The following is a 22767-nucleotide window of genomic DNA, read 5'->3' as shown; positions in this document are numbered from 1 at the left end:
GAGGCGCGCCGCGATCCCGACCTGCCGCGGAACGCCGCGGACTAGGGCTGCAGGAATTTGACGTCTCGCCGGAGGCAGGCTAAGCAGACGGATAGTCGAGGCAGGATGGACGATCGATGAGCCGGCTCGAAAGCTTCATCAACCGCATGACGGCACAGAAGATCCTGCTGGAACACGTGGCGGAGGTGATAGGAGACGTCACGGGTCCCATTCTTGAACTGGGTCTTGGCAACGGCCGCACCTACGATCACCTGCGGCAGATCTTCCCCGGCTGCGAAATCTTCGCCTTCGATCGCGTGCTTGTTGCCCATCCCGCCTGCATCCCCGATGCGCATCACATGATCTTCGGGGAGATCCGCGAGACGCTCGCCTTCTGCGCGCCGCGGATCGGCGGACCGGCCGCCTTCGTCCATTGCGACCTGGGCTCGGGCGATCCGACCATGGATCTTGCCACCGGGGCGTGGCTCGCGCCGATGATCGTGCAGGTCCTGCAGCCGGGCGGCCATGTCTTGTCCGGCCTCGAACTGGGCCACGACAGCCTCGAAACGCTCGCCCTGCCGCCGCAGATCAGGCCGGGTCGCTACTTTCACTACCGCAAGACGGGCTGAGCGGATCACGAGGCCGCCGGTGCGACGCCCGTGCAAGGTGCCCGTGCAAGGTATCCGTGTCGCGCGCCATGCGCCATTGCGTCCGCGGCGAAGCGGGGGTATCGCATACGTCTCGCCGCACTGCCCGCAGGCGGCAACCTGTCCGCAAAGAACCAGCCGGAGGCATCCGTGAGCGCACCGCTCGAAGGCCTGAAAGTTCTCGAAGTCGCACGGATTCTCGCCGGGCCCTGGGCCGGCCAGACACTGGCCGATCTCGGCGCCGACGTGATCAAGGTGGAGAGCCCGGCGGGCGACGACACCCGCACCTGGGGCCCGCCGTTCGTGACATCGGACACCGGCGAGGCGCTCGATGCGGCCTATTACCATGCCTGCAACCGCGGCAAGCGGTCGATCACCATCGACTTCCAGACGCCCGAGGGCCAGGCCCTGGTCCGTCGGCTGGCGGCCGACGCGGACGTGCTGATCGAGAATTTCAAGGTCGGCGGACTGGCCAAGTACGGGCTCGACTACGCCTCTCTGAAGGAGGTCAACCCGCGCCTGATCTACTGCTCGATCACCGGCTTCGGCCAGGACGGGCCCTATGCCCACCGCGCCGGCTACGACTTCATGATCCAGGGCATGGCCGGCATCATGGACCTCACCGGCGCGCCTGACGGCGAACCTCAGAAGGTCGGCGTCGCCATCGCCGACATCTTCACCGGCACCTACGGCGTGGTCGGCATCCTGGCGGCGCTGCGCCGGCGCGACCGCACCGGCGTCGGCGAGCACGTCGACATGGCGCTGCTCGACACCCAGGTCGCCGTTCTGGCCAACCAGGCGCAGAACTACTTCGTCTCCGGCAAGGCGCCGCGCCGGCTCGGCAACGCCCATCCCAACATCGTCCCCTACCAGGTGTTTCCCGCCAGCGATGGTCACCTGATCATCGCCTGCGGCAACGACGGCCAGTTCGTCCGCCTGTGCGGCGTGCTCGGCAATCCGCCCTTCGCAAGCGATCCCGCCTATGCGACCAATGCCGGCCGGGTCGCCGGCCGCGACGCCCTGGTGCCGCAGATCGCTGCCCTCACGCGGACCTTCACGCGCGACGACCTGCTGGCGCAGCTCGAACAGGTCGGCGTGCCGGCGGGCCCGATCAACACCGTCGCCGACGTCTTCGACGATCCCCAGGTGCGCCATCGCGCCATGAAGGTCGACCTGCCGGCGCCGGGAACCGCCGCCGGCACGCTCGCCACCGTGCGCACCCCGATCCGCTTCTCCGACAGCACGCTGACCATCGACCGCGCCGCGCCACGCCTCGGCGAACACACCGGCGAGATCCTGGCCGAGATTGGCTGGACGACGCCCGCAACGCAGACGGCAAACGACGCCTGAGCCTTCGCCGGGCGTGCCGATTGCAATCGGCCGGCGGACAGGCAATGCTTGGTGGCTGTCGACCAGGGCCGCCGGTCCGCGGCCGGGACCAGTGAAAGTGAGGCGCGCGGGAATGGTGTTCAGGCCTGTCTGGGGGCGGCGTCGCAACATGGCGCTGACCCGCATCGTCAGCCTCAGCTTCGGCGCGCTCGTCGCCGTCGCGGTCTCGCTCGTCCTCTACATGACGGTGAAGGCCAATTACGAGAACACCTTCTCCCTGCTCGGCGACAAGGCGATCCTGATCACGCAGAGCATGGAACGCCAGGTGCGCAGCCACCTCGACCAGGTCGAGATGGCTGCGGTCGGCGTGAAGGCGCTGATCGAGGAAAAGCGGATCGCCGTCGCCGACGTCGACCGCCTGCTCGACGACCTGTCCTCTGCCATCGCCGCCAATACGCACATCACCGTGCTCCTCGTGACCGATCCGAAGGGCGATCGCAACGGCGTGTTCCGGGCGCCGAACGGGCGCCTGTGGCCGTTCAAGCGCCAGGTCCCCATCGACGGCCAGCAGATCCATCACCTTCCCGACCTCGAGCCGACCTCACGCCCGACCTGGGGCCCGCTGGTGCAGAATCCGATGGGCTTTTTCGCCAACGTCTCCGTGCCGCTGGTCGTCGACGGCACCCTTGTCGGCTATCTGACCGCATCCAGTTCCATCGCCAGCATTGGCGAGGCGATCGAAAAGCTCGACGACGGACCGGATTCGACCACGTTCATCCTCACCGGCGACGACCTGCTGATCGTCCACTCGGACAAACACCTGCTGACCACCGGAGGGCAGCCGACCGCCGCTCTGCCGGCCCCGATTTCCGCCTTCGGCGATCCGGTGCTCGCCAACCTGGCCAACAAGAAGGTGTTTTCCGGCTTCCGCCATGCCGCGGACCTCGGCATCGAGATCGCCGCCATCGAGGCGGAGGGGGACGAATTCCTGATGATGCGTGTGCCGATCACGGGCTACAGCACGCAGCCCTGGATGGTCGGCCAGTATTTCCGCGCTGCGACGGTCTCGCGCGAGATCCGCCGGCTCGCCGGATCTGCCGTCGTCGGCATCGGCGCCATGGTCATCGCCGTCCTGATCGCCATCTGGCTCGGCAGGCGGGTCGCCCAGCCGCTGAGGGTGATAGCGGAACAATCGGAGCACGTCGGCCGCCTTGCCCTCGACGACGTCCAGCCGCTGCCGCGCAGCCGCGTCAAGGAGATCGACCAGGTCGCGCTCGCTTTCAACGCCATGGTGATCGGGCTTCAGGCGATGAACACCTATGTGCCGCGCTCCCTGTTCAACAAGCTGATGCGACTCGGCGTCGACAGCGCCGCCCGGCCGCGCGAAGCCGAACTCACCATGCTGTTCACCGATATCGTCGGCTTCACGGCCCTGTCGGAAAACCTGTCTGCGGCGGAAACGGCTCAGGTCCTCAACGACCACTTCGCCATCCTGGTCGATGCGATCGAGGCTGAGGGCGGCACGGTCGACAAGTTCATCGGCGACGGCATGCTGGCCTTCTGGGGAGCGCCGGACTCCCGCCCGGACCATGCCGAGGCGGCGGTCCGCACGGCGCAGAAGATCGGCCTCGCGCTGCGCGCCAACAACGTCCGGCAGGCGTCGGAGGGCGGCGTTCCCATGCGCCTTCGCATCGACATACACACCGGTTCCGTCGTGGTCGGCAATGTCGGCGCGCTGGACCGGTGGAACTACACGATCGTCGGCGATGCCGTGAATGTCTGCGAGCGCCTGCAGTCGCTCGGACGCGAGGTTGCCGCGCAGGACGAGGTGGCGATCCTCGCCAGCAGCGAGACCGTGCATCGGCTGCCGTCCGGCTGCCGGCGTGAACTGGTCGGGGTCCATCACCTGCGCGGTCGCAGCGGCGATATCGAGGTCTGGAAGCTCGACCCGTTCGAGCCGTGGACCGTCCCCGTGCGGGAGGCCGGAGGGTGGCCGCAGGTTCCGGCCGCGCAATAGGCCCGGCGGTCGCCCGGCCATTGTGTGATCTTCATCACAGATGCGGGCTTTCGCCATGAACGCCTGCTAAGTGCCTGACTTTTGGAATTGTCTTCACCTGCTGCGACGGGCTATTGCGTTGTCTGCAGGCTGTCTCTTGGGGGAGGGACCGAGCGGTGAATGTCCTGACGATCGACGGCCTGACCGTCGATTTCAAAACGGCCGAAGGCGCGGTCCGCGCCGTCGACGGAGTTTCTTTCTCCGTTCCCCAGAACAAGACGGTGGCCCTGGTCGGCGAATCCGGCTCGGGCAAGACGGTCGTCTCCCAGACCGTCATGGGCCTTTTGCCGCCAACGGCGGAGATCGTCTCCGGACGGGTGCTGCTGGCCGATCCGGACGGCGGTGAGCCGCCGGTCGACATCGCGGCGCTCGACCGCAAGGGCTCCCGCATGCGCCATCTGCGCGGCAACCGCGTCGCCATCATCTTCCAGGAGCCGATGACCTCGCTGTCGCCGCTGCACACCATCGGCGACCAGATCGCCGAGGCGGCGCTCCTGCACAGAAGTGTCGGTGCCGCCGAGGCGCGCGAACTCACCCGCGACATGCTGCGCCTGGTCCAGTTCCCCGATCCCGACCGGGCGCTGGATTCCTATCCGTTCGAGCTGTCCGGCGGCCTGCGCCAGCGCGCGATGATCGCCATGGCGATGATCTGCCATCCCGCACTGCTGATCGCCGACGAGCCGACGACCGCCCTCGACGTCACGATCCAGGCCGAAATCCTCAAGCTGATCAAGGATGTCCAGGCGGAACTGAAGATGTCCGTGCTGATGATCACGCACGATTTCGGCGTCGTCGCCAACATGGCCGACGAGGTCGTGGTGATCTATCACGGGCGCATCATGGAGCGCGGCAGCGCCCGCCAGCTGTTCTCCGACCCGCGCCACGATTATCTCAAGGCGTTGCTCAACGCCGTGCCGCGTTTCAACATGGACAAGGCGGAGCGCCTGGTGCCGATCCGGCCGATCGTCGTCGACGCCCGCACGGCGAAGGATGGCGCGCCCGCAGGCAGCCTGCCTGCGGGCGCGCCGCTGGTCCAGTTGAAGAGCGTCACCAAACGCTTCGCCATCCGCAAGGGCAGCCTGTTCGGCGGCAAGGCGCGCACGATGACGGCGCTCGACGCGGTCGACCTGACGGTGCGCAAGGGCGAATGCCTCGGCCTCGTCGGCGAATCGGGCTCCGGCAAGACGACCCTGGCCAAGGCGATCCTGCGCGCCACCGACATCGACCGCGGCCAGATCCTCTACGACAGCGGCAAGGGTCCCTGCGACGTGGCGCAACTGGCGGGCGCCGACCTGCTCGGCTACCGCCGCCGGGTGCAGCTGATCTTCCAGGACCCGTTCTCCTCGCTCAGCCCGCGCATGACCGTCAACGACATCCTCAGCGAGCCCCTGCAGATCCACAGGGTCGGCACGCCGGCCGAACAGGCCGAACGGGTGCGCGAACTGATGACCCTGGTCGGTCTCGACCCGCGCTTCCTGCGCCGCTATCCGCATTCCTTTTCCGGCGGCCAGCGCCAGCGCATCGGCATCGCCAGGGCCCTGGCGCTCAATCCGGAATTCATCCTGTGCGACGAGCCGACGTCGGCGCTGGACGTCTCGGTGCAGGCGCAGATCCTCAACTTGCTGCAGGACCTCAAGCGAGACCTCGGCCTGACCTACCTGTTCGTCAGCCACAACCTCGCCGTCGTCGACTACATCGCCGACCGCATCGCGGTGATGTGTCGGGGCCGGCTGGTCGAACTCGGCGAGACGCGCGCCGTCGTGTCGAACCCGCGCCATCCCTACACCCAGGCGCTTCTGGCGGCTGTGCCCGAGCCCGACCTGGACGCGCCGCTCGATTTCGCCGCGCTCTGCCAGCGCCGCGCGTCGGACCCTGCCGCCTGGCCCGAGCCCTATCGCCTGGAGGAGGGGACGGCGCCGCGGCTGGTCGAGATCGCGCCCGGACATTTCGTCTGCGCGCCCGGCCTCGCCGAGGGGTGCCGGCGCGAGGAGAGTGCCGCATGAACCGCTTCGTCGTCCTTGCGCTGGTTGCCCTTGCCATGGCCGGCTCGGGCGCTGCTGCGGCCTTGGCCGTCGAGGTGAAGGAAACGCCGACGCTGGCGGAGATCGGCTTCGCCGGCCTGCCGCCGGTGGTCGAGCGCGTGCCGGCCGAGCCGCTGATCGTCGACCTGCCGTCGAAGGGCCGCAGGACAGGCGTGCACGGCGGCACCCTCAACACGCTCATCGGCCGGTCGAGGGACGTGCGGCTGATCAACGTGTGGGGCTACGCCCGTCTCGTCGGCTATACGGCCGACCTGGAACTCGTCCCCGACATCCTGCGCGACGTCACCGTCGAGGACGGGCGGGTGTTCACCCTGCATCTGCGCAAGGGGCACCGCTGGTCCGACGGCCATCCGTTCACCGCCGAGGACTTCCGCTATTATTTCGAGGATGTCGTCAGCAACGCGGAACTGACGCCCGCCGGGCTGCCGCCGTTCCTGATGGCCGGCGGCAAGCCGCCGGTCTTCGAGGTGCTTGACGAGACCACGGTGCGCTATGCGTGGCAGGATCCCAACCCGCTGTTCCTGCCGGAGCTCGCCAAGGCCAGCCCGCCGTTCATCTATCGGCCGGCCCACTATCTCAAGGCGTTCCACGCCCGCTACGGCGATGCGGAGGCGATCGCCCGCGCCGCGGAGGCGGTCAAGGCGCGCGGCTGGGCGTCCCTGCACAACAAGCTGGACGACATGTACAACGCGCAGAACCCGGAGTTGCCGTCGCTGCAGCCCTGGGTCCGCCTGTCCGCCGACAGCGATCGCCGCTTCGTCCTGCTGCGCAACCCCTACTACCACCGCGTCGACAGCGCCGGCCAGCAGCTCCCCTATATCGACAGGGTCGTCATGACGGTGGCCGACGGCAAGCTGATCGCCGCCAAGACGCAGGCCGGCGAGGCCGACCTGCAGGCCCGAAACCTGAGCTTTTCCGACATCACGGTGCTGAAGCGGGGCGAGGCCCAGCACGGCTACAGGACCCTGTTGTGGCCGATCTCCAAGGGGGCGGAAATCTCCATCCTGCCCAACCTGACCGTGAAGGATCCGGTCTGGCGGACACTGTTCCGCGACCGGCGCTTCCGTCATGCACTGTCGCTCGGCGTTGACCGGGAAATGATCAACCGCGTCCTCTATTTCGGCCTCGCCAAGGCCGGCAACGACACCGTGCTCAGCATGAGTCCGCTGTACCGGGATGAGTACCGGACCAAGTGGGCCGAATACGATCCCGACCGGGCCAACGCCCTGCTCGACGACATCGGCCTGGTCGAGCGGCGCGGCGACGGCATCCGCCTGCTGCCGGACGGTCGACCGCTGGAGATCATCGTCGAGACCGCCGGCGAGAGTCAGGCCGAGAGCGACGCCATGGAACTGGTCGCGGAAACCTGGCGCGAGATCGGCGTCAAGCTGTTCGTCAAGCCGAGCCAGCGCGACACCATCCGCGACCGGGCGATCTCCGGAGACCTGGTCATGTCGGTCTGGCCCGGCTTCGAGAACGGCATCCCGACCTCCGAGATGCCGCCGATCGACTTCGCGCCGACCAGCGTCGACTTCCTGTGCTGGCCGGCCTGGGGCGACTATCATCAGACCGGCGGCACCAGCGGCGAGGCGCCGGACTGGCCGCCCGCGCAGCGGCTGATGGAACTCTACCGGGCCTGGCTGGCGTCGGCCTCGCCGCAGGAGCGCGAACGCATCTGGGCCGAGATCCTGCAGATCCATGCCGACGAGACCATCCACATCGGCCTCGTTTCGGAGGTGCGCCAGCCGGTGGTGGTCAAGGGGGTGGAGAACGTGCCGGAGGTCGGCATCTACGGCTGGGATCCGGGCGCGCAGTTCGGCCTGCACCGGATGGACGAATTCTGGATGGCCGGCGCCGGCGGCTGACGCGCGCCGACAACGACAACGGTTCGCCGGCAGAGCGGCGAAAGAGGGGCTTCGCATGCTTTCCTACATCCTGCGCCGGATCCTCACCATGATCCCGACGCTGCTTGTCATCAGCTTCCTCATCTTCCTGATCATCGAACTGCCGGCCGGCGACTACATCTCCAACCAGATCGCCGCCCTGCGCAGTTCCGGCGAGGCGGCCGCCATCGCCAAGCTGGAGTTCCTGCGCGCCGAGTTCGCGCTCGACCGACCGTTTTTCGAGCGCTACCTGATCTGGATCGGCCTGTGGCCGGGACCGCACGGTTTCGACGGCCTGCTGCAGGGCAACTGGGGCTGGTCGTTCGAGTTCGACAAGCCGGTCAGCGAGGTGGTCGGCCCGACCCTGCCGCTGACCATCGTGCTCAACGCCACGACCATCCTGTTCGTCTACATCGTCTCCTTCCCGATCGGCATCTACTCGGCGACGCGGCAGTATTCCTGGGGCGACTACGGCTTCACCTTCCTCGGCTACCTCGGCCTGGCGACGCCCAACTTCCTGCTCGGCCTGATCCTGCTCTACCTGTTCAACAAGTGGTTCGGCCTGTCGGTCGGCGGCCTGATGGCGCCGGAATACATCGACCAGCCGTGGAGCACCGGCAAGGCGTTGTCCGTGCTCGCCCACCTGATCGTGCCGACCATCGTCATCGGCACCGCCGGCACCGCGGCAATGATCCGGCGGCTGCGCGCCAATCTGCTCGACGAACTGCACAAGCAGTATGTCACCACCGCCCGCGCCAAGGGTCTGAGCGAGCGGCGCCTCTTGATAAAGTATCCGCTGCGCATGGCGCTCAACCCGTTCATCGCCGACATCGGCAACCTGATCCCCTCGCTGGTGTCCGGCTCGGTCATCGTCTCGGTGGTGCTCAACCTTCCGACCGTCGGCCCGGTGCTGCTGTCGGCGCTGCAGAGCCAGGACCAGTTCCTGGCCGGCTTCATCCTCCTGTTCGTCGCCGTGCTGACGCTGGTCGGCATGCTGGTCTCGGACCTGCTTCTGGCGGTCCTCGACCCGCGCATCCGTCTCGGCGGGAGGGCCGCGGCATGACCGACCTGCGCTCGAAGGACACCGTGCACTACGTCGATCCGGCGCCGTTCAACCCGCAATCGCGCGAGGCGCTCACCCCTGAGCAGGAACGCTACTACCAGGCCTCGCAGTGGAGGATCATGTGGTGGAAGTTCCGCCGCCACAAGGTCGCCCTGTGGTCCGGCATCGTGCTGCTGCTGTTCTATCTGTGCGTTCCGTTCGCCGAAGTGATTGCCCCCTACGCCGCCAACACGCGCGATTCCCAGCATCTCTACGCCCCGCCGCAGACGCTGCGCCTGTTCCACGACGGCGCCTTCGTCGGCCCCTTCGTCTACGGCCTCACCGCCGAGGTCGACATGGAGCGGCTGCAGTGGGTCTACACCGAGGACCGCGAGCGCGTGCAGCCGCTGCGCTTCTTCTGCCGCGGCGACGACTACCACTTCTGGGGCCTGGTCAGAGCCGACGTGCATCTCGTTTGCCCGGCCGAGGGCGGCACCTTCTACCTGCTGGGCACCGACCGGCTCGGCCGCGACCTGTTCTCCGGCCTGGTCTACGGCGCCCGCCTGTCGCTCACCGTCGGCCTCATCGGCGTCGCCATCTCGATCGTTCTCGGCCTCTTCTTCGGCGGCATCGCCGGCTATTTCGGCGGCGTCGTCGACAGCCTGATCCAGCGCCTGATCGAGATCATGCGTTCGCTGCCCGAACTGCCGCTGTGGATGGCGCTGTCGGCCGCCCTGCCGGTGACCTGGAGCCCGGTGTGGATCTATTTCGGCCTGACCATCATCCTCGGCCTGCTCGACTGGCCGGGCCTAGCGCGCGCGGTGCGTTCCAAGCTCCTGTCCCTGCGCGAAGAGGAATACGCCCAGGCCGCCGTGCTGATGGGCGCTCGCCCCAGCCGCGTCATCCGCCGGCACCTGCTGCCCGGCTTCACCAGCCACATCATCGCTTCGGCGACGCTGTCGATCCCGGGCATGATCCTCGGCGAGACGGCGCTGTCCTTCCTCAACCTCGGCCTGCGCCGGCCGTCCGTGTCCTGGGGCGTGTTGCTCAACGAGGCGCAGAACATCTCCGTCGTCACGGTCTATCCCTGGCTGATGGCGCCGATCGTGCCGATCATCGTCGTCGTCCTGGCCTTCAACTTCCTCGGCGACGGCCTGCGCGACGCCGCCGATCCCTACAAGTAACCGCCGGCCGCGGCCGGAGCCCGGCGCGCCGCAGCGCCGGCTGCAAGTGACCTGGAGCCAACACGATGTCGAGGAATGCAACCACCGCCGAGGGCTGGGACGAGGAATACGAGGCCGGCCGCTGGGCCTTCCTGCGCGCGCTGCCCGAAAGCGGGCGCTACGGCATCCTCGGCATGTGGCTGAAGCTGACCGGCACGCTCTCCGAGGTGCTCGACATCGGCTGCGGCGAGGGCCTGCTCTACGAGCGCCTCGCGCCTTTGGGTCTGAAGCGCTATGTCGGCATGGACATCGCGCCCGCGGCCCTCGAGATCGCGAATGTCGATCCCGCCGTCGCCGCGCTGGTGGCCGGCGACATGCACAGCTTCGAGCCGCGCCCGGGCGAGCGCTTCTCCGCCGTGGTGTTCAACGAGGTGCTGCATTTCTCCGACGATCCGGTCGCTCTGGTCGAGCGCTACGTGCCGTTCCTCAGCAAGGACGGCGTCATCGCCATCTCCATGTATTCGCCCGCGCGTCCGGACTCCGGCGCCAACCGCCTGATCGACCGCCTGTGGGCGGCGACCGGCGACCCGGCCCGCTGGCAGGTCCTCGACGACTGCCGCCTCGTCTCCGACAAGAAGGGTGTCACCTGGCGCCTGCGGCTGCTGAAGCCGGTCGCCTGACGTTTACGGGACTGCTTCTTGCGCCTCGCGGCGCCGCAGGCTCGCCTCCAGATCCGGCGCGGAGGCGACCAGCAGGCGCGTGTAGGGGTGTTCGGGCGCATCGAACATCGCCTGCGTCGCCCCGCGCTCGACGATCCGGCCGGCGTTCATCACCATCACCTTCTCGGTGATCGCCCGCACCACCGCGAGATCGTGCGAGATGAACAGATAGGCAAGGCCGAAGCGGGCCTGCAGGTCGGCGAACAGGTCGAGGATCTGCGCCCGGATCGACATGTCGAGGGCCGACACCGGCTCGTCGGCGACGATCAGCTTCGGCTCGGTGACCAGGGCCCGTGCGATGGCGATGCGCTGACGCTGGCCGCCGGAGAATTCGTGCGGATATTTCTCGCCGTCGCGGGCGCTCAGGCCGACGGAGACGAGCGCCTCCGCCACCCGCTCGCGCCGCTCGGCCGCCGTCAGCGCGGGCAGCAGGTGCAGCGGCTCGCCGATCGTGCGGGCGATCCTGTGGCGCGGGTCGAAGCTGCCGTAGGGATCCTGGAACACCACCTGCACGTCCTTGCGCAGGGCCTTCAGCGCCGCGCCGCGCGACGCATAGGGATCTCGCCCGCCGATGCGGATCGTGCCCTGCGACGGCGCCTGCAGGCCGAGCAGGGCACGGGCGAGGGTCGACTTGCCGCAGCCCGATTCCCCGACCAGGCCGAGGCTCTCGCCCGCGCCGAGCGAGAACGAGACGCCGTCGACGGCGCGCAGATGCCGGCGCGGCGAGAGCAGGCCGTCCCGGGGCAGGGGATAGCGGCACTCCAGCCCCTCGACCGAAAGCAGCGGCGTCTGCGCCGCGCCTGTCGCCGGCGCGGCCGGGACCGGCGCACGGACCGGCACATGGCCGGACGCCTCGAACAGGCGGCGCGAATAGGGGTGGGAGAAGGTGCGGAACAGCGCGGCGGTCGGTCCGGTCTCGACGATCGCGCCATCCTTCATGATCGCCACCCGTTCGGCCATGTCGGCGACGACGGCGAGGTCGTGGCTGATCAGCAGCAGGCCCATCCGCTCCGCGCGCACGATGTCCTTCAGCAGGGTCAGGATCTGGGCCTGGATGGTAACGTCGAGCGCCGTGGTCGGCTCGTCGGCGATCAGCAGCTTCGGCCCGCAGGCGATCGCCATGGCGATGACCACCCGCTGGCGCTGCCCTCCGGACAGCTGGTGCGGAAACCGCTCGGGCGACTGGCGCTCGGCCGGCAGGCCGACCCGCGCCAGCAGATCGGCCGCCCGGCGGCGGGCCTCGGCGCGGTTGGCCTTGCCGTGACAGATCAGGCTCTCGGCGACCTGGTCGCCCACTGTCCGCACCGGGTTGAGGGCGGTCATCGGCTCCTGGAACACCATGCCGATCTCGTTGCCGCGCAAGGCGCACAGCGCGGCCTCGTCCAGCGCGGCGATGTCTCGGCCGTCGAACAGGATCCGGCCCGACAGGCGCGCGCCGTGCGGCAGCAAGCGCAGCACGGACAGCGCCGTCATCGACTTCCCCGAGCCGCTTTCCCCCACCAGGCCGACCACCTCGCCGCGGTCGACCGACAGCGACAGGCCGTCGAGGATCGGCGTGCCGCCGATGTGCAGACAGACGGCGTCAAGGTCAAGCAACGCCATCAGGCCTGCCTCTGGCGCAGCTTGGGATCGGTCAGGTCGCGCAGGCCGTCGCCGAGCAGGTTGAGGCCCATGACGGTCATCACGATGGCGAGGCCCGGATAGAGCGCGAGCTGCGGGGCGAAGGCCATCATGGTCTGCGCCTCGTTCAGCATCCGCCCCCAGGTCGCGAGCGGCGGTTGGGCGCCGAGCCCGACGTAGGACAGGCCGGCTTCCGCGAGGATGCCGAGCGAGAACTGGATCGTCGCCTGCACGATGAGCACGCTGGCGATGTTCGGCAGCACGTGCTCGAGCGTGATCCGCAGGCCGCTCTTGCCGGCGACACGCGCGGCCATCAGGAACTCGCGCGAGGACAGCGCCAGCGCCGCCCCGCGCGCTACCCGGGCGAACACCGGAATGTTGAAGATGCCGATGGCGAGAATGGCGTTGACTGCGCCGGGGCCGAGCAGCGCGGTGATCATGACCGCCGATAGCAGGGCCGGAAAGGCGAACACGAGGTCGTTGACGCGCATCAGCACGTCGTCGGCAAGGCCGCGGCGGCCCGCCGCCCACAGGCCCAGCGGCACGCCGACGGCAAGGCCGATGCCGACCGCGATCAGCGCTACGGCGATCGAGGTGCGCGCGCCCACCATCAGCATCGACAGGAGGTCGCGGCCGTACTGGTCGGTGCCAAGCAGGTGGCGCGCGCTCGGGCCCTTGAGCTTGTCGGCGACCGACAGCACGTCGATCGGATGCGGCGTCCAGGCCAGCGAGACCAGCGCGGCGAGCGCGATGACAAGCGTGATCGCGGCGCCTGCGGCGAAGGAGCGGTTGGCAAGGGCGCCGGCGACGACCGGGCTCATGACGACTGCCTCCGCAGGCGGGGGTCGGCGATCGCATAGGCGACGTCGACCAGGAAGGTGATGCAGATGACCAGCGCCACCAGCAGCACGACGACGCTGCGGACCACGACCAGGTCACGCTGGGTGATCGCCTGGAACACCAGCCGGCCGAGGCCGGGCAGGTAGAACACGTTCTCGATGATGATCGTGCCGGTGACCAGGAACGAGAACTGCAGGCCGAGGATGGTCAGCACCGGGATCAGGGCGTTGCGCAGCGCATGGCGCCACAGCGCGGCGCCGGCGGAGAGCCCCTTGGCCCGCGCCGTGCGGATGTAGTCCTCGTGCAGCGTGTCGATCAGTGCCGAGCGCATCACCCGCGTCAGGATCGCCGCCTGCGGCAGGGCAAGCGCGACAGCCGGCAGGACCAGCGCCTTCAGCGCCGGCAGCAGGCCGGCATCCCAGCCGGGAAAGCCGCCGGACGGCAGCAGCCGCAGGGTGACGGCGAAGACGTAGACCAGCAGCATGGCGAACCAGAAGTTGGGCACCGCGATGCCGACCTGGGTCAGCGCCATCAGTCCGGTGTCCGCCGCCCGGCCCCGGCGGCTCGCCGCGTGCACGCCGGCGGGAATGGCAAGCGCGACCGCCAGCGCCAGCGCCAAGAGCGCCAGCGGCACGGTAACCGCGAGCCGCGCGCCGACGAGATCGGCGACCGGCACCGCATAGGTATGGCTGGTGCCGAGGTCGCCCTGGACGAGGCCGGCGAGCCAGGCCGCATAGCGCAGCGGCGCCGGCTGGTCGAGCCCCATCTGTCGGCGCAGCGCCTCCAGCGTATCGGGCCGCGCGTCGACGCCGAGCATGAGCGCCGCCGGATCGCCGGGCAGCACCTCCAGCACGACGAACACCACTCCCGTCGCCACCAGCAGGGTGACGGCCAGGCTGGCGAACCGGCGCAGCAGGAACGCGGTCATGCGCGGCCGCTCCGCCCGCCTGACATACTCCGCTCCTCTCCCCCTTCGAGGAGGGAGAGGTCCGGATCCGGCAGATGCTGCGCGCCGCGACGCGTCACGGGTCGCCTCACTCGTCCCAGTAGACCCCGGTCAGGTCGTTGGCCTGCACCGGCGCGTTCTCCCACAGGCCCTTCAGCCGGGCATCCCACACGCCGGTCTTGGCCAGCTGGAACAGGTAGCCGTTGACCGCGTCGCGAGAGACGATCTCCTGCGCCTCGCGCATCAAGGCATAGCGGCCCTCGGTGTCGGTCGTGGCGTTCAGCCGCTCCATGACCGCCTTCAGGTCCGGGCTGGCGTAGTTGAAATAGTAGTCGTCGCGGGCGTAGATATCGATGTCGTTGGCTTCCGTGTGCGAGACGATGGTGAGGTCGTAGTCCTTGCCCTTGAACACCTGTTCCAGCCACTGTGCCCATTCCAGCGGGATCAGTTCCAGCTCGATGCCGATCTTTTTCAGGTCGGAGGCGAGGATCTCGCCGCCGCGCCGGGCGTAGGACGGCGGCGGCAGCTTCAGCGTCGCCTTGAAGCCGTCGGGATGGCCTGCCTCGGCGAGCAGCGCCTTCGCCTTGTCGATGTCGTGCGGGTAGGTGCCGGTCAGGTCGACATGGGCCGGGTGATGCGGAGCGAAATGCGAGCCGATCGGCGTGCCGTAGCCGAACATGGCGCCGTCGATGATCGCCTGGCGGTCGATGGCGTGGGCGATCGCCTGGCGGACCTTCAGGTCGTCGAACGGCGGCCGGGCGTTATTGGTGGCGAGGATCGTTTCGCCCTCGGTCGAGCCGACGACCACGGCGAAGCGCGGATCGGTCTCGAACTGCGGCAGGTTTTCCGGTGCCGGATAGATCGGGAAGCCGTCGACGTCGCCGGCCATCAGGGCGGCGAAGGCGGCGGCGTTGTCGCCGATGATCTTGAACGTCGCCTTGTCGAGCCGCGCCGCCGGACCCCAAAAGTCCGGATTGCGGACCAGTTCGATCCGGTCGCCCTGGACCCAGCGGGAGAACCTGAACGGACCGGTCCCGACCGGCTCGGACTTGTTGGTCTCCGCGCTTTCCGGCGCCACGATCACCGCGTCGCCGGTGCCGAGCGTGATCAGGAAGTCGCCGACCGGCCGCTTCAGCGTGACGGTGACCTGGGTCGGGCTGTCGGCGGTCACCGTGTCGATCACCTCGAACTTGCCCTTCTGGGCGTTGACGCTGTCGTCCGCCCGCGCCCGGTCGAACGAGAACACCACGTCCTCGGCGGTGAAGTCGGTGCCGTCGTGGAACGTCACGCCCTCCCGCAGCTGGAAGACATAGGTTCTGCCGTCCTCGGAGATGGTCCAACTCTCCGCCAGAGCCGGCTTGACGCTGCCGTCGCGGTCGACCTGGGTCAGGCCTTCGAACACGTTGATGAACACCACCTCGTCGATCGCGGCGGCCGCGCCCGCGGTCGGGTCGAGATGCGGCGGCTCCAGCCGCACGCCCAGCACCACGTCCGTGCGCGCCGCTTCCGCCGCCGGCGGTGCGCTCCACAGGGCCAGGACGGTGGCGGCGGCCATCAGCGCGCCGCGGGCGGTTCCAGATGCGATTCGATGCATGGTGCTCGTCTCCCCAGTCGGTCCGCCGCCCCCGCGCCGGACGAATTTCGCAGTCCCGTTGTCCGTCTCCGTCCGGCGATCCGTCGTCGGCAGGATGCCGGCGCTTCTCCGGTGCCTTTCCGGCAGGTTTCGGCACCCGCTCACGCCCGCTGCGACAGCAGCGCGTGGGCCGCCTGCGCCATCACCTTGGCGCTGTCGATCATATCCTGAATGACGACGAATTCATCCGGCCGATGGGCGAGATCGAGGATCCCCGGCCCATAGGCGATGCAGTCGTGCAGATGGCCGATCCGGGCGATGTGCTTCTGGTCGTAAGTTCCTGGAGAGATGACGTAATCCGGCGCACGATCAAGCACTTGCTCGATCGCGTCGGCAACCGCCCGCACCACCGGCGCGCCCCGGTCGGTCATGGTCGGGATCACTTCCAGCAGGTCGCGCAGGCCGTAGCGGAAGCCGGGCCGCGCCGCGCTCAGCCGGTCGAGGATCGTGACCACCTCGCCCTTCACTTCGTCGATGTGCTCCTCGATCAGGTAGCGCCGGTCGATGATCATCCGGCAGCTGTCGGGCACGCAGGGCGACGGCAGGCCGGAATAGCCTTCCGGCTGGCCGCCGTGAATCGAATTTATATTGAGCGTGGAAGACTTTGCGCCTTCCGGCACGACCGGCATGTCGGTGTGCTTGGCGGCCAGCTTCGGGAACAGGTCGGTTTCGAACGCCTCCAGCACGGCGCCCATGTGGCGCACCGCGCAGTCGCCCAGGAACGGCATCGAGCCATGGGCGATCGAGCCGTGGGTTTCGATCTCCGCCCACCATACGCCCCGGTGACCGAGGCAGATCCGGTCCTTGTTGAGCGGCTCGGGAATGATGACGTGATCGACCCGCGGCCGGGAGAACAGGCCGAGACGGGCCAGGTGCGCGACCCCGCCGAGGCCGCCGGACTCCTCGTCGACCGTGCCGGAAATCTCAAGCGTTCCAACATGATCGGGCCAGAGTTCGAGCAGTGCCTCGACCGCGATGATCGACGCGGCGAGGCCGCCCTTCATGTCGCAGGTGCCGCGACCGTAGACCTTGCCGTCTCTGACGACGCCGGCAAACGGGTCGACCGTCCAGCCGTGTCCCGCCTCGACCACGTCGATATGCGAATTGAAATGGACGCAGGGTCCGGGCCTGGATCCGGCATGGCGGGCGACGACGTTGGTGCGCGGATGCCGGTCGCTGTCGCCCGGCGCGTTCTCGCCGCGGATATAGGCGATCTCGAAGCCGCGCCGGCGCAGCCGCTCGCCGATCAGCTGGGCGCAGGGGGTATAGGCCTCGCCCGGCGGATTGACGGTCGGGATGCGGACCAGGTTCTGGGTCAGGGCGACCAGGTCGGCGCGCTTGTCGTCAATTCGGGCGTGCAGCGCCTCCAGCATCCGGTCCGTCCCGCTCAGCACCTTGAACCGCAAGGAGTTTATCCGCTCGCGGAGGGAAGGGAAGGGGAAATGGGCCTCGTCCGCGCCTCATTCTTGCCAGCATCGCGGCAATGCTCAATAGTGCCGCCGGCGTCGGTCCCGGCGCAACAGAAGCAGGCGGGCCGTGAGGTCATGAAGGATCACCGCGGTAGGCCGCGTATGTCACGCCCGAATCCGGTCTCTGCGGCTCGCCGGGCGCAGACGCGGCGCAGGATCTGGGGCGACGAGGCGGTCGCGGAACCGGCCTTGCAGGGCATCAATGACAGCGCGGTCAAGCCTGCTCGGCACCGCCGCGACGTCCGTGCGGCGTTGCTGATCGGCCTGCCGTTGGCGTTCCTGATGGTTGTGGCCGGCCTGCTCGCAGGCTCGATGACGGATTGGCGCTTCGGTCTGGCGTCGCCGCCTGCGGACGCTCCGCCGCCTCCGCCGCCCGATCCGCTTGCCGCCTTGCCGGAACAGCTGAAGGCCCGCCTTACGGCTCCGGCGCCGGAAGTTCCAGCGATCCTCAAGCTGTCGTTTTCCGGCTCGCCGCACGATTTGTGCGTGGAATTGGCCATCCTCGGGTTACCGAACAAGGGCTGGCACCCGGACCCCTATCACGTCGGCCACTGGCAATGCAGTTCCGAGCTGGTCGAGATCGGACCGTCGACGGTCGACGGTGGCCCGACGACCATGTTCTTCCTGCTACGCGGTCGAGACGAAGCGACGGCCGATCATCTACGCCTGAAACTGAACGGGGCGAACATCGACACCTTCGGCACCGGGCGGAAGATGATGGTCGACGTGCTGCAGGCCCTGTCGCGGCGCTATGCCTGGGCCATTCCGGGGCGTTTTCTCGACGCCATCGCCACGCCGCAACGGCTGGAAATGACCGACCGCGGCGTGCGTCTGAGCGTTGCGCCGGAAGATCCGAACCTGACCGGTGACCCATCCGCGAACAGGCGCATCAACGTCATTGTCGACTTCGGCGAACCGGACCTGATCCGGCCGGCGCGAGGTTTCGAACACAACGACGGACGCAAGCCCGCGCGTCGCTGACCGGCGCCCCGGCCGCCTTCCGGGTCATCAGCGCTCCGGCAGCGGAATGAAGTCGTTCTCGTCGCCCGGCACGATGTCGAAGCGGCCGCGCCGCCAGTCCTCCTTGGCCTGTTCGATCCGCTCCTTCGACGACGAGACGAAGTTCCACCAGATGTGGCGGGGGCCGTCCATCGGCGCGCCGCCGAGCAGCATGAACCGGGCCGGCCCGGCCGCGCTCGCACGAATGGTGACCGGATCGCCGGGGCGAAAGACCAGCAGTTGTCCCGGTCCGAAGCTCTGGTCCGCGATCTCCACGGTGCCCTCCAGGGTGTAGAGGCCGCGTTCCTCGTGGGCGGCGTCGAGCGGGATCCGTGCCCCGGCAGCGAGCGCCACATCGGCATAGAACAGCTCGGACGCGGTGGTGGCCGGCGATCGCTCCCCGAACAGGTCGCCCGCGATGATGCGCACGGTCGCGCCGTCGGCGGACATCTCCGGCAGGTCGGCGGTACCGTGATGCCAGAACCCGGGATCGCTTTCCTCCTGCCGCTCGGGCAGGGCAACCCAGCTCTGGATGCCGAACAGGTCGCGCGGCGCCGACCGGCGCTCGGATCTTTCGCGCTCGGAGTGGACGATCCCCCGCCCCGCCGACATCCAGTTCAGCGCCCCCGGCGTGATCAGCTGGTCCGAACCGAGGCTGTCGCGGTGGTGGATCTCGCCCTTGAACAGATAGGTCACCGTGGCGAGCCCGATATGCGGGTGCGGACGCACGTCTACACCGCCGCCGACCAGCAGTTCGGCCGGCCCGATCTGGTCGAAGAAGATGAAGGGCCCGACCATCCGGCGTTTCGCCGACGGCAGGGCGCGCCGGACTTCGAAGCCGCCGAGATCGCTGGTGCGCGGCATGACGATCATCTCGATCGCGTCGCAGGAGCGCGCATCGCCGGGTGTCGGATCGGGGGCGCCTGTCCAGGTCATGCTCAGCCTCCTCTTGCCTGAGACGAGATGCTGTCCATCACAGTGGATTGCGGGCCGCGAAATGTCCACTGACAGTGCGTTTCCTGCCGGCCGTCGTTCCTGTCGGCGCACCGCCTGTCCAGCCTGTGCGACGTGCACGATTTCCGGACGGCCTTGATCGCAGGATCCGCCCTCAAGCACGGGCGGGCGGACCTGGCCGTGCGGAGCGATCAGAAGCTGACGGTAACCTTGTCGTCGTCGGCGTCGACGGTCATGACCGCCGTGGGTTGGTCGGGCACCGTGATCGTGCCGGAACCGACTGTCGTGGGAAAGTCGACCGTCCAGTCGCGATCGCCGGCGGCGACCTCCTGGCCCGTGCCGTAGGGCTCGCCGTTCAGCCCCCATCTCTTGCCGCCCAGAAGGACGTATCGGACGTTTTCCTTGTTGTTGCCGGTGAGCGCGATGGAAACCTCGGTCATGGATGGTCCTTTCCGGGTTCGTTGTGTCCCGTCTCAGGAGACGCTCGGGCAAGGCAGACGTGATGCGCCGGCACGATGATCGCGGCGTCAGGCGAACATGGCCCGCTCGCGCGTCAGGCAGTCGCGCAGGTAGTCCTGCACCACCGAGACATGGCGCAACGGGCGCGAGCTTTCGTGTGTCACCATCCAGTAGGCGCGGTGGATGCGGATCTCGGGCAGCACCGGCACCAGCGACGCGTCCATGCGCGCGATGAAGGCGTGCAGGATGCCGATGCCGGCGCCGGCACGCACGGCCTCGGTCTGGCCCAGCGCCGAGGCGATCTCGAACCGGGCCGACCAGTCTCGAACGATTTCGGTGCCATAGTTCAGCGACGGCGAGTAGAGCAGGTCCTCGACATAGCCGACCAGATCGTGGCCGCGCAGTTCGGCCGCGGTCTTCGGCGTGCCGCGCCGGGTCAGATAATCCGCAGAGGCATAGAGCCCGAGCGCATAGTCGACCAGCTTTCGCGCGATCAGCCGGCCGTGCTCGGGACGGTCGACGGTTATGGCGATGTCGGCCTCCCGGCGCGACAGGGAGAAGGACCGCGGCACGGGCACCAGTTGCACGGTCAGGTTCGGATGTCGCGCTGTGAGGTCGCCAAGGCGTGGCGCGAGGAAGGCGACGCCGAAGCCGTCCGGCGCGCCGATGCGCACGGTGCCGGAGACGTCGATGTCCGTATCTGTGAGTTCGGACGCGGCCGACAGCATCTCGGCCTCCATGCGTTCGGCATGGGTCATGAAGCGCTCGCCGGCCGGCGTCAGCACGCAGCCGCTGGTGCTGCGCTCGAGCAGGCTCGTCTTGAGGGTGCGTTCCAGACCGGTCAGCCGCCGGGCCACCGTGGCGTGGTTGAGCCCGAGTCGTCGGCTGGCGGCGAGGATCTGGCCGCTTCGGGCGACCGCGAGAAACATCCTGACGTCGTCCCAATTCATGGCATTGTGGTCCGGTGGATGAGTTTGTTATGTTTATTTTTGCACAACGGATACGGAAAACGAACGGTTGTTTTCCGCAAAAATTAGCGGCAGGAAAGATGCCGAGCCAACGAAGCCGGACAAATGGACTGGAAGGCCGGCGATCAGGGGAGAAACGACATGCGCACCATCGGACATTTCATTGGCGGCAAGCATGTGGAGGGCACGTCGGGCCGCTTCGCCGACGTCTTCAATCCGGCGACCGGCGAGGTCCAGGCCAAGGTGGCGCTGGCCAGCAAGGCGGAACTGCGCGCCGCGGTCGAGAACGCCGCTGCCGCCCAGCCGGCCTGGGCGGCGCAGAACCCGCAAAAACGCGCCCGCGTCATGATGAAGTTCGTCGACCTGCTGCACCGGGACATGGACAAGCTCGCGGAAGCCCTGTCGCGCGAGCACGGCAAGACCATCCCCGACGCCAAGGGCGATGTCATCCGAGGTCTCGAAGTGGCCGAGTTCTGCATCGGCGCCCCGCATCTGATGAAGGGAGAGTTCTCCGAAGGCGCGGGCCCGGGCATCGACATGTATTCCATGCGCCAACCGCTCGGCGTCGTCTCCGGCATCACGCCGTTCAATTTCCCGGCCATGATCCCGATGTGGAAATTCTGCCCAGCCATCGCGGCCGGCAACGCCTTCATCCTGAAGCCCTCCGAACGCGACCCCTCCGTGCCGATCATGCTCGCCGAACTGATGCTGGAGGCCGGCGCGCCGGCCGGTATCCTCAACGTCGTCAACGGCGACAAGGACGCGGTTGACGCCATCCTTGATGACGACATCATCCAGGCGGTCGGCTTCGTCGGCTCAACCGCCATCGCGCACTACGTCTATTCGCGCGGCTGCGCGGCCGGCAAGCGCGTGCAGTGTTTCGGCGGCGCCAAGAACCACATGATCATCATGCCGGATGCCGACATGGATCAGGCCGTCGACGCCCTGGTCGGCGCCGGCTACGGTGCGGCCGGCGAGCGCTGCATGGCGATCTCCGTCGCCGTCCCGGTCGGCGAGGCCACGGCCGACAGGCTGATCGAGAAGCTCGCCCCGCGCGTCGAGGCGCTTAAGATCGGGCCCTATACCGCCGGCAACGACGTCGATTTCGGTCCTCTGGTCACCAGGGAAGCCCTTGCCCGCGTCAAGGGTCTGGTCGACAAGGGCGTCGAGGAAGGCGCCAAGCTCGTCGTCGACGGCCGCGGCTTCAAGATGCAGGGCTACGAAAACGGCTACTTCATGGGGGGGTGCCTGTTCGACCACGTCACCAGGGACATGGAGATCTACAAGACCGAGATCTTCGGGCCCGTGCTGTCGGTTGTGCGCGCCAAGACCTACGAGGAAGCCATCGAACTGCCGATGAGCCACGAATACGGCAACGGCACCGCGATCTTCACGCGCGACGGCGATACGGCCCGCGATTTCGCCAGCCGGATCAACATCGGCATGGTCGGCATCAACGTTCCGATCCCCGTGCCGCTCGCCTACCACACCTTCGGCGGCTGGAAGCGCTCCGGCTTCGGCGACCTGAATCAGCACGGGCCGGATGCGTTCAAGTTCTACACCCGCACCAAGACGGTGACCGCGCGCTGGCCGTCCGGCGTCAAGGACGGCGCCGAATTCGTCATCCCGACGATGAAGTGAGCGTAGTCGCACAGATCGCAAGCGGAGGGGGCCTTGGGCCCCCTTCGTCGTCTTGGGTGTCGAAACAGTCCTGACCTTCGAGAGGCGCCAAAAGGCAGCCGGTCCGGCCTGGCTGTCCGCCGGCCAATCGGCAGGGATCGTGCTGCTGGCGTCCGTAACACCATTCGGACCGATGCCGCCCTCTCCCGTCTCACATCGGCGTGCTGACGGAAGTGCCGGTACGGCGGTTGCCGATCGGCGGACCCTTGGAAATGAGGGGGGAAGCCATTCTCAAAAAAAAGCCGGCTGGGCCGGCTTTTTCAAGTTTGATCGCGGGTGCCGTCTCGGCGGAAATCGCGCCTCCCGGGTCCGCCAAGTCGCGGCGGAGGCAAATTGCAC

18 protein-coding genes are annotated in these 22767 nt (G+C 68.1%); 10 read left to right on the top strand and 8 right to left on the bottom strand.

Annotation, left to right across the window (positions count from 1 at the left end; genetic code table 11):
• Nucleotides 1-116 precede the first annotated feature (116 nt).
• The 8 genes from SL003B_RS14575 to SL003B_RS14540 all read left to right on the top strand — a co-directional run bounded on the left by SL003B_RS14575 (nucleotide 117) and on the right by SL003B_RS14540 (nucleotide 10821).
• Entirely contained in the window at nucleotides 117-608 is a 492-nt protein-coding gene (locus SL003B_RS14575) for a class I SAM-dependent methyltransferase (protein ID WP_013653629.1), read from the top strand.
• Between the two features lie 168 nt (nucleotides 609-776).
• Complete coding sequence (locus SL003B_RS14570) at nucleotides 777-1976, top strand: CaiB/BaiF CoA transferase family protein (protein WP_013653628.1); 1200 nt, start codon at nucleotides 777-779, stop codon at nucleotides 1974-1976.
• Nucleotides 1977-2088: 112 nt separating this feature from the next.
• Nucleotides 2089-3972 carry an adenylate/guanylate cyclase domain-containing protein gene (locus SL003B_RS14565; protein WP_148259321.1) on the top strand — a complete coding sequence of 628 codons (1884 nt, stop codon included), beginning with the start codon at nucleotides 2089-2091 and terminating at the stop codon, nucleotides 3970-3972.
• 155 nt (nucleotides 3973-4127) lie between these two features.
• Nucleotides 4128-6014 carry an ABC transporter ATP-binding protein gene (locus SL003B_RS14560; protein WP_013653626.1) on the top strand — a complete coding sequence of 629 codons (1887 nt, stop codon included), beginning with the start codon at nucleotides 4128-4130 and terminating at the stop codon, nucleotides 6012-6014.
• Nucleotides 6011-7918 carry an ABC transporter substrate-binding protein gene (locus SL003B_RS14555; RefSeq protein ID WP_013653625.1) on the top strand — a complete coding sequence of 636 codons (1908 nt, stop codon included), beginning with the start codon at nucleotides 6011-6013 and terminating at the stop codon, nucleotides 7916-7918. Before SL003B_RS14560 ends, SL003B_RS14555 begins: the two co-directional genes overlap by 4 nt.
• Before the next feature lie 55 nt (nucleotides 7919-7973).
• Entirely contained in the window at nucleotides 7974-8999 is a 1026-nt protein-coding gene (locus tag SL003B_RS14550; protein ID WP_013653624.1) for an ABC transporter permease, read from the top strand.
• Entirely contained in the window at nucleotides 8996-10162 is a 1167-nt protein-coding gene (locus tag SL003B_RS14545; protein WP_013653623.1) for an ABC transporter permease, read from the top strand. Before SL003B_RS14550 ends, SL003B_RS14545 begins: the two co-directional genes overlap by 4 nt.
• Nucleotides 10163-10227: 65 nt before the next feature.
• A complete protein-coding gene (locus SL003B_RS14540; protein WP_013653622.1) occupies nucleotides 10228-10821 on the top strand; it encodes a class I SAM-dependent methyltransferase in 594 nt (197 codons plus the stop codon).
• Between the two features lie 3 nt (nucleotides 10822-10824).
• On the opposite strand, the gene SL003B_RS14535 is transcribed toward SL003B_RS14540, so the two are convergent.
• The 5 genes from SL003B_RS14535 to SL003B_RS14515 form a co-directional block, all read right to left on the bottom strand.
• Nucleotides 10825-12462 carry an ABC transporter ATP-binding protein gene (locus SL003B_RS14535; protein ID WP_013653621.1) on the bottom strand — a complete coding sequence of 546 codons (1638 nt, stop codon included), beginning with the start codon at nucleotides 12460-12462 and terminating at the stop codon, nucleotides 10825-10827.
• Nucleotides 12462-13301, bottom strand: a complete 840-nt coding sequence (locus SL003B_RS14530) for an ABC transporter permease (protein ID WP_013653620.1) — start codon at nucleotides 13299-13301, stop codon at nucleotides 12462-12464. Before SL003B_RS14530 ends, SL003B_RS14535 begins: the two co-directional genes overlap by 1 nt.
• The gene (locus tag SL003B_RS14525) at nucleotides 13298-14248 is read right to left on the bottom strand and encodes an ABC transporter permease (protein ID WP_013653619.1); all 951 of its coding nucleotides are present in this window, start codon (nucleotides 14246-14248) and stop codon (nucleotides 13298-13300) included. Before SL003B_RS14525 ends, SL003B_RS14530 begins: the two co-directional genes overlap by 4 nt.
• A 106-nt stretch (nucleotides 14249-14354) precedes the next feature.
• Nucleotides 14355-15860, bottom strand: a complete 1506-nt coding sequence (locus tag SL003B_RS14520) for an ABC transporter substrate-binding protein (RefSeq protein WP_013653618.1) — start codon at nucleotides 15858-15860, stop codon at nucleotides 14355-14357.
• 140 nt (nucleotides 15861-16000) lie between these two features.
• On the bottom strand, nucleotides 16001-17272 hold the full coding sequence (locus SL003B_RS14515; RefSeq protein WP_041376178.1) for an acetylornithine deacetylase/succinyl-diaminopimelate desuccinylase family protein: 1272 nt from the start codon (nucleotides 17270-17272) through the stop codon (nucleotides 16001-16003).
• A gap of 69 nt (nucleotides 17273-17341) precedes the next feature.
• On the opposite strand from SL003B_RS14515, the gene SL003B_RS14510 reads away from it, so the two are divergent.
• Nucleotides 17342-18349, top strand: a complete 1008-nt coding sequence (locus SL003B_RS14510; RefSeq protein WP_148259320.1) for a DUF6030 family protein — start codon at nucleotides 17342-17344, stop codon at nucleotides 18347-18349.
• 27 nt (nucleotides 18350-18376) lie between these two features.
• Here the strand turns inward: SL003B_RS14510 and SL003B_RS14505 are convergent, their stop codons facing one another.
• The 3 genes from SL003B_RS14505 to SL003B_RS14495 all read right to left on the bottom strand — a co-directional run bounded on the left by SL003B_RS14505 (nucleotide 18377) and on the right by SL003B_RS14495 (nucleotide 20730).
• Nucleotides 18377-19303: a pirin family protein gene (locus tag SL003B_RS14505; protein WP_013653615.1), complete on the bottom strand. Its 927-nt coding sequence runs from the start codon at nucleotides 19301-19303 to the stop codon at nucleotides 18377-18379.
• A gap of 209 nt (nucleotides 19304-19512) precedes the next feature.
• Nucleotides 19513-19761, bottom strand: coding sequence for a hypothetical protein (locus SL003B_RS14500; protein ID WP_013653614.1), 249 nt, complete (start codon nucleotides 19759-19761; stop codon nucleotides 19513-19515).
• A gap of 87 nt (nucleotides 19762-19848) precedes the next feature.
• The gene (locus SL003B_RS14495; protein WP_013653613.1) at nucleotides 19849-20730 is read right to left on the bottom strand and encodes a LysR family transcriptional regulator; all 882 of its coding nucleotides are present in this window, start codon (nucleotides 20728-20730) and stop codon (nucleotides 19849-19851) included.
• Nucleotides 20731-20889: 159 nt separating this feature from the next.
• On the opposite strand from SL003B_RS14495, the gene SL003B_RS14490 reads away from it, so the two are divergent.
• Nucleotides 20890-22389: a CoA-acylating methylmalonate-semialdehyde dehydrogenase gene (locus SL003B_RS14490; RefSeq protein ID WP_013653612.1), complete on the top strand. Its 1500-nt coding sequence runs from the start codon at nucleotides 20890-20892 to the stop codon at nucleotides 22387-22389.
• Nucleotides 22390-22767 lie beyond the last annotated feature (378 nt).

Source organism: Polymorphum gilvum SL003B-26A1 (genome assembly GCF_000192745.1).
Lineage (GTDB): Bacteria > Pseudomonadota > Alphaproteobacteria > Rhizobiales > Stappiaceae > Polymorphum > Polymorphum gilvum.
The sequence above is the reverse complement of the archived record's forward strand: the minus strand, read 5'-3'. Positions and strand labels throughout refer to the sequence as shown.